Origin of the sequence: Emticicia sp. 17c, from assembly GCF_037153985.1 — a bacterium.
GTDB lineage: Bacteria > Bacteroidota > Bacteroidia > Cytophagales > Spirosomataceae > Emticicia.
Window position 1 is genome coordinate 144,959 of sequence record NZ_JBBAYI010000008.1, and the last position, 16,525, is coordinate 161,483.

19 protein-coding genes are annotated in these 16,525 nt (G+C 46.0%); 14 read left to right on the top strand and 5 right to left on the bottom strand.

The genetic code is table 11. The features are described from left to right. The 5 genes from WAA15_RS16200 to WAA15_RS16220 all read left to right on the top strand — a co-directional run bounded on the left by WAA15_RS16200 (nt 1) and on the right by WAA15_RS16220 (nt 2,955). Nucleotides 1-474 (top strand): SRPBCC domain-containing protein, encoded by a 474-nt coding sequence (locus tag WAA15_RS16200; protein WP_337043849.1) that lies wholly within the window; start codon nt 1-3, stop codon nt 472-474. A gap of 5 nt (nt 475-479) precedes the next feature. Next, nucleotides 480-1,073: a YdeI/OmpD-associated family protein gene (locus WAA15_RS16205; RefSeq protein WP_337043850.1), complete on the top strand. Its 594-nt coding sequence runs from the start codon at nt 480-482 to the stop codon at nt 1,071-1,073. Nucleotides 1,074-1,148: 75 nt separating this feature from the next. Next, nucleotides 1,149-1,526, top strand: a complete 378-nt coding sequence (locus WAA15_RS16210) for a DoxX family protein (protein ID WP_337043851.1) — start codon at nt 1,149-1,151, stop codon at nt 1,524-1,526. A 175-nt stretch (nt 1,527-1,701) separates the two neighbouring features. Then, a complete protein-coding gene (locus WAA15_RS16215) occupies nt 1,702-2,367 on the top strand; it encodes a DNA alkylation repair protein (RefSeq protein ID WP_337043852.1) in 666 nt (221 codons plus the stop codon). Nucleotides 2,368-2,400: 33 nt separating this feature from the next. Continuing rightward, nucleotides 2,401-2,955, top strand: a complete 555-nt coding sequence (locus tag WAA15_RS16220; protein WP_337043853.1) for a DUF4256 domain-containing protein — start codon at nt 2,401-2,403, stop codon at nt 2,953-2,955. Between the two features lie 25 nt (nt 2,956-2,980). On the opposite strand, the gene WAA15_RS16225 is transcribed toward WAA15_RS16220, so the two are convergent. Together WAA15_RS16225 and WAA15_RS16230 are read right to left on the bottom strand one after the other, a co-directional pair. After that, complete coding sequence (locus WAA15_RS16225) at nt 2,981-7,417, bottom strand: tape measure protein (protein ID WP_337043854.1); 4,437 nt, start codon at nt 7,415-7,417, stop codon at nt 2,981-2,983. Between the two features lie 1,248 nt (nt 7,418-8,665). Continuing rightward, nucleotides 8,666-8,872, bottom strand: a complete 207-nt coding sequence (locus tag WAA15_RS16230; protein WP_337043855.1) for a hypothetical protein — start codon at nt 8,870-8,872, stop codon at nt 8,666-8,668. Between the two features lie 226 nt (nt 8,873-9,098). On the opposite strand from WAA15_RS16230, the gene WAA15_RS16235 reads away from it, so the two are divergent. From WAA15_RS16235 to WAA15_RS16275, 9 genes are all read left to right on the top strand, one after another. Next, nucleotides 9,099-9,824 (top strand): hypothetical protein, encoded by a 726-nt coding sequence (locus tag WAA15_RS16235; RefSeq protein WP_337043856.1) that lies wholly within the window; start codon nt 9,099-9,101, stop codon nt 9,822-9,824. A 15-nt stretch (nt 9,825-9,839) separates the two neighbouring features. Beyond that, the gene (locus WAA15_RS16240; protein ID WP_337043857.1) at nt 9,840-10,418 is read left to right on the top strand and encodes a hypothetical protein; all 579 of its coding nucleotides are present in this window, start codon (nt 9,840-9,842) and stop codon (nt 10,416-10,418) included. 158 nt (nt 10,419-10,576) lie between these two features. After that, nucleotides 10,577-11,659 (top strand): major capsid protein, encoded by a 1,083-nt coding sequence (locus tag WAA15_RS16245; RefSeq protein ID WP_337043858.1) that lies wholly within the window; start codon nt 10,577-10,579, stop codon nt 11,657-11,659. Nucleotide 11,660: 1 nt separating this feature from the next. Next, nucleotides 11,661-11,987, top strand: a complete 327-nt coding sequence (locus tag WAA15_RS16250; RefSeq protein WP_337043859.1) for a DUF6706 family protein — start codon at nt 11,661-11,663, stop codon at nt 11,985-11,987. An 8-nt stretch (nt 11,988-11,995) separates the two neighbouring features. Further along, nucleotides 11,996-12,310 (top strand): hypothetical protein, encoded by a 315-nt coding sequence (locus WAA15_RS16255; protein WP_337043860.1) that lies wholly within the window; start codon nt 11,996-11,998, stop codon nt 12,308-12,310. A 195-nt stretch (nt 12,311-12,505) separates the two neighbouring features. Beyond that, nucleotides 12,506-12,916 (top strand): hypothetical protein, encoded by a 411-nt coding sequence (locus WAA15_RS16260; protein WP_337043861.1) that lies wholly within the window; start codon nt 12,506-12,508, stop codon nt 12,914-12,916. 10 nt (nt 12,917-12,926) lie between these two features. Continuing rightward, complete coding sequence (locus WAA15_RS16265) at nt 12,927-13,445, top strand: hypothetical protein (protein ID WP_337043862.1); 519 nt, start codon at nt 12,927-12,929, stop codon at nt 13,443-13,445. 78 nt (nt 13,446-13,523) lie between these two features. Then, nucleotides 13,524-14,030 carry a hypothetical protein gene (locus WAA15_RS16270; RefSeq protein ID WP_337043863.1) on the top strand — a complete coding sequence of 169 codons (507 nt, stop codon included), beginning with the start codon at nt 13,524-13,526 and terminating at the stop codon, nt 14,028-14,030. A gap of 95 nt (nt 14,031-14,125) precedes the next feature. Continuing rightward, entirely contained in the window at nt 14,126-14,269 is a 144-nt protein-coding gene (locus WAA15_RS16275) for a hypothetical protein (RefSeq protein ID WP_337043864.1), read from the top strand. 118 nt (nt 14,270-14,387) lie between these two features. On the opposite strand, the gene WAA15_RS16280 is transcribed toward WAA15_RS16275, so the two are convergent. The 3 genes from WAA15_RS16280 to WAA15_RS16290 all read right to left on the bottom strand — a co-directional run bounded on the left by WAA15_RS16280 (nt 14,388) and on the right by WAA15_RS16290 (nt 16,492). Continuing rightward, nucleotides 14,388-14,972 carry a hypothetical protein gene (locus WAA15_RS16280; RefSeq protein ID WP_337043865.1) on the bottom strand — a complete coding sequence of 195 codons (585 nt, stop codon included), beginning with the start codon at nt 14,970-14,972 and terminating at the stop codon, nt 14,388-14,390. A 348-nt stretch (nt 14,973-15,320) separates the two neighbouring features. Further along, the gene (locus WAA15_RS16285; RefSeq protein ID WP_337043866.1) at nt 15,321-15,743 is read right to left on the bottom strand and encodes a hypothetical protein; all 423 of its coding nucleotides are present in this window, start codon (nt 15,741-15,743) and stop codon (nt 15,321-15,323) included. A gap of 230 nt (nt 15,744-15,973) precedes the next feature. Next, on the bottom strand, nt 15,974-16,492 hold the full coding sequence (locus WAA15_RS16290) for a hypothetical protein (RefSeq protein ID WP_337043867.1): 519 nt from the start codon (nt 16,490-16,492) through the stop codon (nt 15,974-15,976). Between the last annotated feature and the right edge of the window lie 33 nt (nt 16,493-16,525).

Consider the following 16,525-nt stretch of genomic DNA (forward strand, 5'->3'; position numbering starts at 1 on the left):
ATGGAGCGCAAAACCGAAATACACGCCGCCGAGGGCAAACAGGAGATTGTCGTCACCCGTGCCTTCGACCTACCCCTGCACTTGCTTTTCAGGGCTTATACCGAACCCGACATTGTGGCGCAATGGATGGGCACCCGCGTGCTGAAACTCGACAATCAGAAATATGGTGGCTGGCAGTTTCAGACCACCGACCCCCACGGCAATGTGGTGTTTCAGGCTAGCGGGGTTATTCATGATTTCGTGCCTGACCGCCGCATTGTGCGCACGTTTCAGATGGAAAACACGCCGTTTGAGGCTCAACTGGAGTTCCTGGATTTTGAAAAACTAACCGACCACACCAGCAAACTTACCATGCAGATTATTTACAAGTCGGTCGAGCTACGTAATATGCAACTACAACTGCCCTTTGCGCAGGGTATCAATATGGCACATAACCGCTTGCAGCAGGTGCTGAGCCAGCCAAAATACTACTAACTATTATGGATACACGTATAACAAACCCGAAGGTTGATTTCTTTTTTGAGAAAACCAGCCAGTGGCAGCAGGCGTATGCGGCCTTGAGAAATATTGCGCTCGACTGCGGCCTGACCGAAGAACTCAAATGGGGCTGCCCTTGCTATACTTTTCAGCAACATAACATTGTGCTGATACACGGCTTTAAAGACTACTGCGCTTTGATGTTTTTTAAGGGGGCTTTGTTGCAGGATGCTGGCCTTATGCTTGTTCAGCAAACTGCCAACGTGCAGGCGGCGCGGCAGGTAAGGTTTACGGGTTTGCCTGATATTGAAGCAAAAAAAGCTGCGCTGAAAGCCTACATCTACGAGGCCATTGAGGTTGAAAAAGCGGGGCTGAAAGTGGCACTCAAAGAAACCAGAGAGTTCGGGATGCCCGAAGAGTTTCGGCAGAAGCTCGACCAGAACCCCGCCCTGAAAGCCGCTTTTGAGGCCCTCACGCCGGGCAGGCAACGGGGCTATCTGCTGCATTTTTCGGAGGCCAAACAGGCCAGTACGCGTCAGGCAAGGGTCGAGAAGTGTATGCCGCAGATACTCAATGGCAAAGGGCTAACCGACTAACCCGCCCCTCTTGCGCGGCAAGGCGTTCGGGGTGGTATGAGTGCGTATAAGCAACAGTTATAAATCGATAAAAACATGAGCAAAAGAAACAAAATTATTTACTGGATAGCCACGGGGTGGCTTTCGCTGGGCATGGTGTCGAGCGGGGTAGTGCAATTGATACGCATGAAAGAAGAAACCGACATGATGGCGCATCTTGGGTATCCGCTTTATTTTCTGCCCCTGATTGGAGTCTGGAAACTGCTTGGCGTGGTGGCGGTGTTGTTGCCGAAGTTTCGGTTGGTGAAAGAGTGGGCCTATGCGGGTTTCTTTTTTGCGATGTCGGGCGCGGTGGTTTCGCACCTTGCCGTGGGCGATGCCCTCATTGAGCTTTTCGGGCCTGTGCTGCTGCTGGTGCTAACGGGGGTGTCGTGGTACTTGCGTCCGGCCGATAGGCGGCTCGTTGCGGCATAATGCCCGTGCCAGTGCAGCCACAGCAAGGCAAGGGCCTTGCCTATGGTTTGGGTAATAAAGCCAGTGCAGCCAGAGGCATAACAGGCGGGCTGATACTTGTAGCCATAAGTTTTGTTTTGTAACTTGGCATAGAAAATGGCTGGTGCGGCCAACAACCTAAAGCGAAAAACAACGCATGACACACACAGAAGTACTGACACAACTCGAGGCCCTCGGCCATGAAAGCGTACGCGCACATAACCGTAAATACGGGGCTGGCGACAATCAGTTTGGCGTGAAAATGGGCGATATTCGGGCATTGGCCAAGAAAATCAAGGCTAATCATCCGCTGGCGCTTCAACTCTGGGAAACAGGCAATATTGAAGCCCGACTGGTGGCTATTTTAATTATGGACCCCAAGAAACTGACCAACGAAATGCTTACGGGCATGGTGAAGTCGGAGCGGTTTGTGCATACGGCCGACTGGCTTTATTCGTACGTTATCAAGGAATATGCCGATAAAGAAACCCTGCGGCAAGCGTGGTTGGTTTCAACCGACCCCATGTGCCGGCGGGCTGCCTGGAGCCTCACGAGTGGCTGCGTGGCGCGTAATCCACAGGTGCTTGATTTGCCCGCTTTGCTGCAAGAAATCGAAACCGAAATGCCCAAAGCTGCACCAGAGGTACAATGGACGATGAACTCAACGCTGGCTAATATTGGCATTCATTTTCCTGAATACCGCGAACGCGCCATTGCTATTGGCGAGAAACTGGGTATTTACCGTGACTACCCCGTGTCGAAAGGTTGTACGTCGCCCTTTGCACCTATCTGGATAAACGAGATAGTGAGGCGGCAAAAGTGAGAACCATACAAAACACCCCATTCAACAAAGAACATGATACCATTAAGCCCTGCACAACAGCAGGAGATACTCGGCACGTTGCAAACCCGCTTCGGGCAGCACAAGCACCGCCATGCGGGGCTTCGGTGGGAGGCCATAGCCGCAAGGCTGCAAGCCAATGAGGCAAAGCTGTGGTCGTTGCATGAAATGGAGTACACCGGAGGTGAACCCGACGTAATTGGCTACGACGCACCTACCGACACCTATCTGTTTTGCGACTGCTCGGCCGAAAGCCCCGAAGGGCGCAGAAGTGTGTGTTACGACCACCCCGCACTTCATGCCAGAAAAGCACACAAACCCGCCAACAGTGCCATGAATATGGCCGAAAGCATGGGTATCCGGCTGCTGACAGAGGCCGAGTACCGCGCCTTGCAGCAACTGGGTAATTTTGACACCAAAACATCAAGCTGGATACAAACACCCCCCGAAATCAGGAAATTGGGCGGGGCCTTATTCGGCGACCGCCGATACAATCAGGTATTTGTGTACCATAACGGCGCAGACGCTTACTATGGCGTGAGGGGGTTTCGTGGCCTGCTGCACGTCTGAACCGCTATGGATAGCGAAGGGCCGTTTAGATGCCTCCGTTTGCTCTTAGTTCGGTGTTGGATGAAACAAGTTTTTTCTCGATGTTTTCGAGGCGTTCGAGATGTTTCAGAAATCTTGAATTAGTAGCAATTTCGGTGAGGGCCAGAAGCTGATTCCGGCTTACATCCAGCTGCACGGCCTGCGTTATACGCATGGCATTGATTTGCCCTTCAAGCACGCCGGCGGTTTCTTCGGTAATACCCTTGATTGACCCCGACAGTGAGTTGGAATCAGACGACGAGCTTTTGAATATATCGAAGCCTTGTTGTTCGGCCTGTTTTTGCGCTTCTAAAAGGCCACTATTAAATTGCTCAATAAGTTGTGGATAATCTTTGAAAAAACGTTCAATATCGTCAGTTAGTATCCTGTCACCATCGGCAGATAAGGACTGTTGCATTTCTTTTCTGAGTGTATCAAATGCTTGCCCAAATACTGCTGAGAACAAAGTTTGCGAAATAATACTTTCAAGCACATTACTCACAGTATCTCCGAAGGCTTTTGCTGCGCTGGTTCCGTTCTCAAAGGCATTAACGAGAGCATTACGCAAGTTGTCACCAATTTGGCCAACTAAATCATTTATAATGTCGTCAAGCTGCTTCTTGGCTGATTCTATTTGCTTTTGTGCATCAAGAGCATCTTCTAAAAGCATTCGTTCATTTTCTGAAATTCTTCCTTCTGTTTTTAGCAGATACTCCGCTAACTCCGTGTTAAGCTCTTTTGACGCATTAATTAGTTCTGGATATTGATTCAACAAACTTTTTAACCTGATTGTTACTGAAAGAAAACCTGAGTTTACCTTTTTCCATCCTTTTGAATGCTGAATGGCATCAATTGATTTTTCATAATTTGAATTAGCCATTGCCAAAGCATTATTACTATCCGATATTATGCCTTGATAATTTTTAGTAAAACCATTTGAGTTAATGGTATTTCGCAGCTTTATTTGCTGAAACAAAGCCTCATTGTAATCTTTAAGAACTTTCAGGTTGTTTTTTTCAATTCTTTCTTGTTCTTTTTGTTGATTAACCATTTGGCCTAATATGTAAAAAAAGAAATTAGTGACTGAGGTTATTTTTTCTGTACTCGATGCCCCTTCTTGTATACTTGTAAATAAGGTATTAGCGGCTTTTGAAGCATCCATCAAAAGTTTTCCGAAGTTTCCTGCAAAGCCTTCCAAGCCAGATAATTCTTGCCCAAATTTTTCAAAAACATCAAGCAAAGCCTTATCTTTATTTACTATTTCTTTGTCAACTTGTTGTTTTTCTTTTTCTTTTTTACGGTACTCCTCGGTCTCTTCGAGGTTTTTTTCTTTGAGTTCATTCAGATACGCTTGCAGAGTATTACGTTTTAAAACGAGTTGTTTTCTGCTTTCTGTATCTATTATTTTTGTTAGTTCCTTATACGCGGCTGAATTTTTTTGAACTGCTACAATATCATTATTCTCTAACGCCTGTTTTTCGTCGTCATTGATTAGTGCCAGTGCCTTTTTGTAGGTTTCTGATTTTTTGTCGACATATTCTTTGTCGAGTTGAGCGCGCAAATCGGTGTATTTCTGTTGTATTTGTAGCCTTTTTTCTTCGTTCAGGGCGTTTTCGGTCAGAAAAACTTTTAGTAACTCCTTGCGTTTGGCTTCGGTGGCTTCTATTTGCTGATTCAGAAAAACACTCTTGTCGGGGTCGGCTTGTGGGTCTTTTATTTTGGCCTGTTCTTCGCCGAGCAAACGCAGGTATTCGGTCAGCGAGCCTGTTTTTTCGCCGGCAGCTATTAGCTGATTTTTGTATTGCTCAAAGCTGTGGGTGGTGTTCTCGAGGGCATCCTTGTAGAGTACAAGGCGGTCGAGGTCCTGACTACTGGCTAACCCTTCGCTCTGGCGGCTGCTTAGCTGCTGTATCTGGTTCTGGAGGTACTGCTCAAAACTGCTGCCTGCGGCCTGAAGGTCGCTAAACTGCTCGTCGGCCGTTTTTTTGCCGTAGGTGCGCACCCAACGGTTATATTGCTCGTATTTCTTTTTCTTTTCGGTGAGTTCTGCCTCAAAAACGCGGGTCGATTCCTCTTTGAGTTTAAGGAGGTTGTCGCGGTCTTTGGTGTCACCCTCGCCCGAATTGAGCTTGGCTTCGAGTTTCTGGATTTCGGTTTGCAAATACTGGCTGTACGAATAACCCGTTTCTTCCAGATTAGAGAACTCGGCTTTGGCCGATGCCGTGCCGTAGGTATTGACCCATTGCTGATACTGGGCATAGAGCTTTTTCTGTTCGTTGAGGCGGTCGTCGAACGATTTAATGGCTATTGCCTTGCTTGCTTCTTCGGCTTTTTGGTCGGCATTGATTTTCTGTTGCTGTAATTGCTTGATTTTCGCCTCGCTACCTTTGGCAAAGGGGTTAATCTTTTCGAGCATTTTCTGGGCTTCCTGCGAGATATTCTTCCAGTAGGCCAATGTGCCGAAAGGGGCAGGCGTATTGCCCGAAGACCCTGTGCTTTTGCGGCCAGTAAGCTGGTTATAGAGTTTTTCGAGGTCTTTATAAGCCGGAGACGACTTGTCGAGGTCGGCTTTCAGTTGTCTGACCGCCTGCACGAGGCTGTTTGTCTGGTTTTCGGTAACGGCCGATTTCCGAAGGTTAATTAACCCGCCTACATCTTTGGTATTAATGGCATTGCTGAGGCTTTCGGTGAAGGTGGTATTTTTATCGGTTAGAAGCCATTTTATATTATTGATTTTTTTGTTGACATCATTCAAATCGTTTATAAAGCCATAAAGCCGCATTTGCGTAACGAGCGACTGCGTAAGGTCTGCTTCTTTCCTGACCATCACGAAGGGGTGAAGTGTGCCTTCAATTTCTTTTTTGGAGTTTTCCAGTTTATTTTTAATCTCGGTATAATACTTTAGCTGGTCTTCAAGGGAGGTGTTGTTTTCAAAATGTAGTTTTTTTTGTTTTTCAAGTTCTTCTTTCAGTAGTGCTGCTCTTATTGTGGCTGTCTCCAGTGCGTTTTCGGTATTATCAATACCTTCTTGCAGCCCATTGCCTTGATTCCCCGTCAGCTTTTTTGATTCTTTGAGGTCTTCGAGTTTTTTTGTCAGTTCTACCACAGACTCCTGCGTCTTTTTGTAATCTTGCTCAATTTCGGCCAACTTCATGTCTTCAAGTGCTTTGTTGAGTTCTTTCTGGGTCTGAATCGCACTTTTTTTCTTATACGTTTCAATATCCATTTGCCCGTACACTTCCGGGTACAGTTTCTTTAGTTCTTCAAAGGCATTGAGTTGGTCAACTCGGCTGGCGGTTTCATCTCTGATAACATTGGTTAACTGGGTTGTTTTTTGAAGAAGTTCCTCTTTTTTTCTGGCGTTTTCTTCCTGAACTTTGTTAAATTCTTCTTGTTTCTTGGTAGCTTCATCGGTAGAGTCTGAAAATGCCCACAAAACAGCTACTAAAGATGCAAGAGCCGTTGCTACAAAACCAACAGGGTTTTTAGACAGCGCAAAGTTGAGTTTATTAGTAGCTAATGTAACAACCTCTTCTGCAACTGCCACCAGCAAAAGTGTAGCTTTATAAAGCCCATACGTGTAAATAATAGCTTTCAGGATTTTGCCAATGGTTTCATAGTGTTCTACAATGAAGGTAAGCCCTTTAACAGTCGAGGTCATGATGCCGCTCTGGCTTTGCCCGATTTCGTTGAACATATTCGTAAACGCGTTGGCCAATTGCGCCAGTAGCCCGTTGAGGGTTTCGGATTGCTTGGCCATTTCGCCGTTGAAGATACCACCCTCGCCAGCCATACGCTGAAACGCCATCTGGATTTCGTCGGCACCGATTTTGCCCGTGGCTGCAAGCCTTTCTACTTCGGCCACGCTTAGGTTTAATACGTTGGCCAACTCCTGATAAATCGGGATATTCTTGCTTGCCAGGGTGTCGAGGTCGCTGCCCGTAACAAATGCCTGATTGCTGAGTTTGGCATAAATACCCGATAATTCGTTGATAGAAACCGATGCCCCTGCCGACACATCGCCTAGTATTTTCATGGCTTCAATAACGCCGCCGACCCCGTTGCCCAAGTCGAGCAGCGATTTGGTACTTTCGCCAATAGCCTGCACCGAAAACGGCGAAGTAGCCGAAAGGTTTACGACCTCCTGCATGAGGGTGTCGACCTCGGCTTTGGTTTTGAGCATTTTACTGAACGATAGTTCCAGATTGTCGAACTCGTTTCTGACTTCAATCACATGGGCGGCTAAATTGCTCAGCGGCTCAATGAGCGAGTAGGCATCGGCCAAATTGCCCACGTTCAGAATAGAGTCTGCAATGTTGTTATTGGCGGCAACGGCCTCGGCCTCAAGTCCTTTGATTTTACTAATCATGTTCTCGATGGCCTTCGCAAAATTATCGTTATTGATAATATTGATGATGTTTTGCGGATTCAGTGTTGTTGGCATATTATTGTGTGTGTGTGTGAGTTTGTTGGAGCAAATATAATAATTTTATACTTACAATATAAGTATAAATGAAAATTAAATATTTTGCCCAACAACCGCTTTTCTGCCACGAGCTACACAGTTTTTTTTGAATAATAAAATGCAGATGCGTACACGTTTCCAGCCATTAACAAGAGTAGAGACCGTTGGCTTTGGGTATTATGCACAAGCTACGCCAGAAAAAGGTATCAAAAATTGAGAGGGAAACGGCTATCTAAAGGCATTTTAGGTGTCAAAGGCTGATGGCAATACCGAAAGGTATCAGAAAAGGTATCAAAAATTGAGAGGGAAAACCAGTATCTAAAGGCATTTTAGGTGTCAAAAAACTGAGACCAAGAAAAAAAAGGTGTTAAAAATTGAGAGGGAAACGGCTATCTAAAGGCATTTTAGGTGTTAAAGGCTGACGGCAATACCAAAAGGTGTCAGAAAAGGTATCAAAAATTGAGAGGGAAACGGCTATCTAAAGGCATTTTAGGTGTTAAAAAACTGATACCAAGAAAAAAAAGGTGTCAGAAAAGGTATCAAAAATTGAGAGGGAAAACCAGTATCTAAAGGCATTTTAGGTATTAAAAAACTGAGACCAAGAAAAAAAGGTATCAGAAAAGGTATCAAAAATTGAGAGGGAAACGGCTATCTAAAGGCATTTTAGGTATCAAAAAACTGAGACCAAGAAAAAAAGGTGTCAGAAAAGGTGTTAAAAATTGACAGCTTTTCTGATACCTAAACTAACACCTAAACTATAACCTAAGGCATACCCTCTAATTAAAAGAAAGGAAACCAGAAGAAATTAAACTTTTTTCTACTACTACAAGCGCGTGAAATTTTTTGAATTTTTTTCTGAAAAATTTTTTTCAAAAAAGCCCATCGCTCAGTTTGCTTGCAGGCGCGCGAGCTTTTTATGGAAAGAGGGGGTTTTCAATATTTTCAAAAATAATTGAAAATTTTAAAAAGAATTAAAAATCCCTTGTCGGGAGCTTGACGGTGGCGGCGCGTTTAGCGGATTTCGACCACGTTTATTTTTACCCGCTTGTTTTCAAAAGGTGTGGCAGGGGTAATGCCCGCTTCGTAGAGATGCAGCCCATTGCTCAGTTTGCTTGCAGGCGCGCGTGCTTTTTATGGAAAGAGGGGGTTTCAATATTTTCAAAAATAATTGAAAATTTTAAAAAGAATTAAAAATCCCTTGTCGGGAGCTTGACGGTGGCGGCGCGTTTAGCGGATTTCGACCACGTTTATTTTTACCCGCTTGTTTTCAAAGGGTGTGGCAGGGGCAATGCCCGCTTCGTAGAGATGCCCCACAAGGCAACCGATTTCGTCGCGGGTGTGGTAAGTATAAATGTTTTTCAGGGTGCGGTAAAATTCGGTCGGTTTGCCGTTTTTGAACATCAGTTGGTAAATTACGTCTCGTTTGTGTCGCATAGATTATTATTTTATTTTGTTGTGCCTCTGGTTGGTGCTTGTGGGTATTGGGCAATTTTGGGGTAGGTGGTGGCTGTGGTTTTCGGCCAAAAAACACCAAACCCTAGCTAGTGGGCGTATTAGCAAAGGTAGCTGTTTTTTTTGAGGCTTATGCAGTAAGTATAAATTTTTTCTTTTTACCTTTGCTACATCATCATACAACTTTAGAATCCACACATTACACCTTATGTTGTTAAAGGGGAAAATTCTGCAAACGCTTAAAACCAGATACAAGAATCTGGGGTTTAGCGAAAAGGCTTTCGAGGCCGTAGCCACATGGCTGGAAACGGGCATTACAGAGGAAAGCGAAATTGACACCGCCATCGAAGGGGTTGAACCGCTGCTGAAGGCATTTCAGGGCGATGCCGACAAACGGGTAACCGATGCCATTACCCGACAAAAAGCCGACAAAGAAACGGATGCACGCAGGGCTAATCTGGGGCATGATGAACAACTCCCGCTGTGGGCGCAGGAACTGCTCGAAAGCAACCGCAACTTACTGGCTAAAGTAAGTGTGCTGGAGTCGGGCAAGGCACTTGAAACGCGCAGAGCGACACTTGAAAACCTGCTGAAAGAGACCCCTGAGTGGTTCAGACAAATGAAGCTCAAGGATTTTGACCTCATTACCTTCAAGGATGACACCGAGTTTGAACACTACAAAACCGAACTCGAAGCCAGTCTGGAGGAAATCAGGCAGCAAGCAGGCGAACAAGGGGCGGGGAGGTTTCCGAAACCGATAGTAGGCCGGACAAACAAAGGCGGCGTTTCGGCCGACACCCAAACCTATATTGAGGCCCGCAAAGCCCAGCACGATGGCAAAGCGGCTCCGGTAGGCAAGCAGGTGTTTAGTGCCGGCATTGAGCCAGCCGGTGTGCCTACCAGAACCACCGGAAAATCAATTTTTAATTCTTAATTCACACAATCAAGTATGCAAAACTTTCGGAAAAGCGAAATGGCCGATAAACTGGTGTTTGCCACAAGGCTGGAGGATATCCTCGGCGGTGTTACGCTAGCCAGTGCCGATTTGACCGATGGCTACCTTGTGCCTGCCGGAACCGTAATTGGCAAAGACAACAACGGCCTTTACCACGTACTGAAAACCGCCAAACTGCATACGGCAGCCACTAACTCGGCCACCGACTATCTGGTGCTGAAAGGCCACGGCTTTAAGGTGGGCGATTTCATTGCCGCCCAAACAGGCGCAAAGGCGTATGCCATTACGGCCATCAACACCAGTAACGACTCCTACGACACCCTGAGTGTAGGCACTACGCTAGGCGTAGCCATTGCCCAGTATGGGGGTGTTTTTCAGGCCGCTGCCGAGGCCAGTTCAAACACATCGGCGTTCAGAATTACGCCACTGGCCGTTACGGGGCGTGCAGTTAAAATTCAGTCGGGCGGTAGCACGGTAGTTGATGCCTACCTCAGAGCCACCCTTATTGAAGCCAATGCACCTGTGGCCACCGCGCAAATAAAGGCCGCCTTGCCGCATATTCTGTGGGCATAAAAAAGGCCCTGCAAGCAACATACCTGTATTGCTTTGTAGCCGCGCCCGCTGTGTGGGGCAGCATGGCCGGCAGAAGGGGCAACACAGGCAACAAGCCAAAACAAGGTGCCGTTGATACAGGCACAGCAGTAAATTTTTCATTCAAATTGCATTAAACAATGATAAAATCATTAATCAGCGGACTTAGCGAAAAAGATATGCAAGCAGTGGCCAACGAGTACACACTGGCCGACTTCTACTTCCCGACGCTCTTCCCGCTTAAATTCGTTACCTCTCTGAAGTGGGAGTCGCTCGAGGGCGATTTCGGCGCGCCGGTAGCGGGTGACGTAATCTCGTGGGATTCGCGCGCACCTCGTAAAAGACGCGAGGTGGTGTCGAAACTAAGCGGGAGTATCCCGAAAATAGGCGTAGCCCGTGAAAAGACCGAAAGCCAGATGAACGAGTACTACATTCTGAAACGCTATAACGACGATGCCGCCAGAAAAGAACTCCTGAACTGGATATGGGAAGACCAAGCCTTCTGCTTCAAGGCCGTAAATGCGCGTCTGGAATGGCTCGCGCTGCGGGCTGCCTCAACAGGCAAGGTGGTGTTATCGAACACCAACAATGAGGGCATCGTGACCGACGCCGCCGTTGACTTCCTGATTCCGGCCGCCAACAAATCGGGCGTGAGCGTAAGCATTACCGTCGAAAACGCCGCTACTTCAAAGCCTATCAGCAAAATCAGAGAAGTAGTGCAGGCCGCCAAACTGAAAGGCAAAAGGCTGAACTATATCTTTACCGACCAGCCTATGGCCGATGCCATTCTGGCCTCAGCCGAAACCCTCGAGTTTGTGGCTCCGTGGGTTATCCAGACCAACAACTTTGCCCAGACCTCAACCCTTAGCACCCTTAACACCGCACTGAAAGGGCAGGGGCTGCCCGTAATAGGCGTGGTGGAGAGTTTCATCGACATCGAAATCAGAGGCGAGCGCACGCACGTAAGCCCGTGGGAAAACGGCGTAATGCTTTTCTCGGAAAACCCAACGCTGGGCGACACCGCCCACACGCGCCTGGCCGACGAAGACGTTGAAACCGCCAACGCCCTGAAAGTAAAACGCGAACACGTGCTTATTAAACGCTTTGCCAGCGAAGAGCCACTCGTAGAGACCTGTCTGGCTATGGCCAATGCGTTTCCGGTGCTTAACAGCGCAAACGCAAAGTGGTTGGTTGATGGTTTAAACACTAGCTGGACAAAATAAGATGCTCGTTGCTGACTACATAAAAAGTAAACTGTTGAAGTTCGGTGTGACACTCAGCACCGACCACCTGCAAGCCTTGCTGTTGAAAAACGGAATAGCTTCGGAAGAAACGTATACGGGTGAGGGTCAGCGGAAAGCCGAGCAAGCCTTACACGCGTTTATTCCAGAATTACTGGTGGTGTCAGGCGTAACAGAAGGGGGGTTCAGTATCAGTTATGACCGCGAGGGGATACTGGCTTATTACCGCTTGCTGAGCGAGCAATTAAACCAGCCCGATGCCCTTACGCCAGCCCAGCCGCGTGTCCGAAACAAATCATATCTCTGGTAACAAAAATTATGCAGTATCCTTATCAATTACAGAAGCTGGTTCGGCCGGAGGCATTGCAGAATGCCACAGGCGATTTTGAATCGGGCGCACCCCAATGGGTTGATGTGTGCCAATGCCGCAACGAAAACAGCCGGCAAGAGGCGTTTCATCGGGCAGATGGAACCTACCTCAAGGCAACGCACCTGATACAATGCCCGTCGGGCAACTGGCCTGTATATGCCGGCGACCGCCTCAGGGTGCTTGACACTACCCAACACATAAGGCTCGAAGCAGAGGTTATTTACTGCGCTCATGACTACTTCCATACCAGAATATGGCTTTGATAAACACAGGGCGCACCACCAGCAGGCACACTATTAAGCAACAGTAAAAAGAAAAAAATACCTCAGATGCCAGAAAGACCACCGGGCCCAATTCGGAGAAGAAGGCCACAGAGGTTCAAGGCGGTATTGCACCGCAGAAACCTGCCAACCATAGGCTATTTCAGAAGAAAAAAACACGTTATAATTGACAACCAGATGAAAACCACTTCAGACCAAGACAACATCCTGTATGAGTTGATTCAGAACTCTGCCCTCAGTAGCCTTATTAAAGGAGGCATTTACAAGGGCGAACGCCCCCTTGATTCATCGGCAGAAGACATCGTCATCAATAGTTTGTTTATTGGCGAAGGAACCCTCCAGCCCGGAGCCGCCACCGTCAATATATACGTGCCGAAGGTCTTTCAAAACATCGGGGGGCAACAGCAGAGCATCAAAGATACTGCGCGCGTAAAGGCCATTCTGGCTGTGGCGCAGGAGGTACTGCGGGAAGCCTACGGCAGTTATTATTCGCTCTGGACTTCGCGTCAGGACGATTCCGACGAGCCTGACCTCAAACAAACAAGGCTCAGTTTCAGAATTGAATTTCGTATCGACAACACAATGTAACCATAAAACAATGGCAAAATTAATCACAATTGGTTTATCAAAAATTGAAATCGGCGACATCGCCACCGACAAAGGCATGGGTACAGAGCTTGCCGTTATCGGGCAAACCGCCGAAGGCTCATGCACCATCGAAACCGCCGAGCCGGAAGTAACCGAGTTTTACGTAGAGGAATCAGACTCGCCCGTGCATACCGCCCTGAAAGCCGGCCTCACCACCATTACCTTTCAGTTGGCAGCCCCCGACTTGCAACAATGCGTTGATGTCTTTGGCGGGGCTATTACCGGCACTGGCACAGCCGCCACATGGAATTACCCGGGCAATGCCGTAAACCTCGAGAAGTCGGTGAAGATTACACCCAAAGAAGGAATCGTTTTCAGGATTCCGAGAGGTAAAATTACGGCCCGATTCACGGGGCAGTTTGGCCGCGCCGACACCCTGAAAGTGGAAGTAAGCATTACGGTGCTACAACCCGAAAAAGCCGGTACTCCGCCCATGATACTCTCATTGGTGGCAGGCGAAGGAGCCTGATAACCTGATTTTTTACCCGAAAAAGCCCTGAAACACGGGCTTTTTCATTCATTAAATCTCCAATAATACCCCCCTCCAATGATAGAAAAACTATTTGATGCCCTGAGGGCCGAGCAAAACGAGGCCGATGTGCTAATTAACCGCGGTATTTCGTTTGAGGTGCCTATGCGCAGCCCGCTGAAATATTTTTCCAGAACCCGCCAGCGCACCTTCGTGATACACCAGCTTTACCTCGGCACACTCGATATTATCAGCAGGATTTTCCTGAGCCTGCCGCTCGACGAAGCCGCCATTGCCGCCGACCCCCTGCGCGAAGCCAAGCGGATTTCGGCCGAGTCGGCACGGAAATGTGCATTAGCCATAGCCATTGCGGTGCTTAATTCGCAATGGAAAATCAAACTATTTTCGGGCTTGCTGGCCAACTATTTTCTGTGGCGCATACAACCCTCAAGGCTCGTTCAGGTGGCTTTTTATTTGAATCAACTCTCTAATCTGGGGGATTTTATCAGCTCTATCAGATTGATGTCCGCCATCAGGACAACCGCTCCGAGTCAGGTAGAGAAGAAAACAACACCAGCGGACTAAACAGCCCGTATGGTTCACGCGGAGCCATCTGTGCGCATTTTCATTGGAGCTACCAGTATTTACTCTGGGAGATTCCGTGGGGGGTAGTTCAGCGGATGCTAGCCGATGCGCCCCAGTATCATTACGACACCGATACCCGCCCTAGCGGCAAAGCCCGTAATCTGAAACACGCCCAGAAGCTAACCAACCAGAACGCACAAGAAATGCTATCTTATTTTGAGGGCCTAAACGGCAAGTAACCAAAAGCAGGGCAACCTGCTTTTTTTTGTGGGAAAAAGTGCCAACACAAAATATGCGTCTTACAAGAAATTAAGTATCGGTAAGAACGGGTATTTAGTCATGTATGGCCATTGGCTATCAAATATTATTAAATCGTTCTTTGATGCCACTATTTTCACTACATAGATCTAACCAGTTATCCAATACTATCATCGCAGATTTAATTAGAAGAATATTGCGCTTAACAGCCTCCTTATTTTCCTTGCTCCCTTCAATCATGTTATCTGTATATTTTCCTCCATGAAATAAATTATTTCTGATTAACTTTATATGCTCTCTAAGTTTTTTAGTTTCAGAATAATTAGCGTTTACTTTATTTTCTTCTGGCTCTAATTTATTTGTTACTTTACTAAAGAGCAATTTATAAGGTGGATTATTAATAAGGTAATCTTTTGCTATTTTTAGTTTTTCGGGTTTTGAATAATCAATTTTTCCTGATTTTGCTAGCTCTTTGGTAAATTCTGTCCAGTTAGCTTCTGAATATTTTCCATAATCTGTTTCTTTTTCCTTAGAAAATAGAGGCAAAGTTTTTAGTGCGTACTCAAATCTTGAAAACATAATAAAAAAGTCTAGAGAGACTTTTAAATATTCCTCGTCTAAATGACCCTTAATGTTTTTAATATATTCATAAGATTCGTAATTATCTAAAATTGACGTATCCATATACTTATCTGTTTTAAAAGTGAATGTTTTATATAAATAAGATTGTTGTTTATTTAAATAAGTTAACATACCGTCGCTATGGCAACAGATGCTTTTTTCTACTCATATTCGATTTCTACGTATGAGTAGGTTAGCAAATAATAAATCTTACCTATCTCGATAGACCCGGGCTTCTATAATGGTTTTAGTAAAGGAATAAATATTTTTACAAAAGTGCAAAATTATTTATTATACGGACACCTCTTGAGTGTATAACTTGCCAAATCCCCTCTCAGGCATGGCATATTAATAGTGGCAGATATGATATTTTCAGGCAAAGCATAAACCGTCTATCCAGAAATCATGCTTTTAATTCCCCGCCCTAAAACTCCACAGCAGCAGATTACGGCACAGAAACCAGAAATTACCAATAAAAATACCCAGATTAATAAGAAAGATATTATCAAAAAAATAGGCGAATGTTCTGAAAACAATGGTGTTTTCGACGGGGTCGCGCCATGAGTTCAGATTCGCATAAAAATACACCACATAGCCCGACACCCCCAGCAGCAACACAAAAAGCAGGTTATTAATAAGCAACGCCCTGTTTTTGTGCCTGAACTGCCCACGCAGCACCAAGCCCAGATGCACCGCCTCCAGCACCCCGAAGGCCCACAGGAAAGCCACCGTCAGGCTACCCATAAAGGCAGTATACGCAGCCATACTGATAATAGCCGCCAGCACAAACACCACCACCACAAAGCACACATGAAACAAAGCTCTATAAACCATAACAACAAAGTATTTTAACAAAGATACTGAAATATGCCGAATGGCGCGGGGCAAACTCACAAAGGGTGTTTTATTTTGCGGAATTTTTGTTGGCTTTGTTAATGACTAAAAATATATGCCTTAGAGTAATGGGGTAGGGGCATTACAAAATGCTGAACGTGGGGTTTAAACAAATAGCTACCAGTATTCTGAAAGAAACAGGGTAAAGGCTTAGCCTCTACCCTCGTTTGCTATGAAATAAATATAAATGAACTTGCCTTTAATGCTGCAACTTTGGCATGAGGAGCTATCTTTTTGATAACCATTAAACCTACGATAATATCTTCAATGATGGTCACAAAAATAGGTACTACCGGAATAGCCCCCAGAATTGTCCAAATTTTTCCATCAAGTACGCTGATAATCACCGAAAGAATTAATGCTGGTATGGCATACAAACCTATTTTGAAAGAATCCATCTCAAAGGCGAGTATCAGCACCAGTATAAGTACAGTTATAGGCTTTGCGATGGCATGGAACCAGTTCCAGGCAATAGCTGCTCCGGGTATTTTCTCAACAAAATGCTCAACAATGTAAATAATGCCAAATATTATCAGGCATGATAAAGAGCCAAGCGGATGAAAAAAAGTAGGGATACCACTAATCAGGTTAAAATACAAAGAAAACGAGATAACACAGATAACTGCGTATAAGTCGATAGAGGCTAGACCAACAAGCCACATTAAGGTACTAAAATCTATTTCATTCATATAAAAAAAGTTAAACTTGATTACAAACCAACG